1 pseudogene is annotated in these 593 nt (G+C 68.8%); it reads right to left on the bottom strand.

The features are described 5' to 3' along the window. Nucleotides 1–261 precede the first annotated feature (261 nt). Nucleotides 262–593, bottom strand: a pseudogene (locus tag D588_RS0119635) (glycosidase-like protein); the annotation flags it as partial.

Here is a 593-nt window from a genome sequence, read left to right as displayed (position 1 = left end):
TTTCCCCGCGATGGCCGCCGCTTCGGAAGGGAACCCGATAAGTCAAAAGCAAGGGCAACAGCCAAAGCCAAGCGACTGCGACTCCCAAATGGACTCGCGATGATCGGTGTCCGGACGTGATGTGGGAGGGACTCTCGCCGCCCTTTTGTGGGATCAGTCACGACGGCTTCCGAGGTCAGATCGTCCGCCTACTCCGTTCGTCGTGGTTGCATGACAGTTGACTCCTGCCAAGGGCGAAGCGCGCCCCCTGATCCCTGACCCTCACCGCTTGAGCACCGCCTGCGCCGGCTTGTGCTGCACGGTGAAATCGCTGTCGCGCGCGCCGCCGGCGTCCGGATCGGTGTACCAGCACCACAGCGCGATGCCGGCGATGCGCGGCTGCGCGTCGAGCACCTCGCGCCACTCGCGCAGCACCTGCGCCTGCAACGCGGTGTCGACCTCGGCCGTGCGTTGCTCCGGACTTTCCCAGGGCGCTGCCAGACTGCCGTGCGCCGAGCGCAGGCCCAGCTCGGCCACCCACACCGGGCGGCCGCTGCGCTCGCCCAATGCCTGCACCCGCGCGGCCGCCGCGCGCATCTGCGCGCGCCGTTGCT

Source organism: Xanthomonas sp. SHU 308 (assembly GCF_000364645.1).
GTDB classification, from domain to species: domain Bacteria; phylum Pseudomonadota; class Gammaproteobacteria; order Xanthomonadales; family Xanthomonadaceae; genus Xanthomonas_A; species Xanthomonas_A sontii.
The sequence above is the reverse complement of the archived record's forward strand: the minus strand, read 5'-3'. Positions and strand labels throughout refer to the sequence as shown.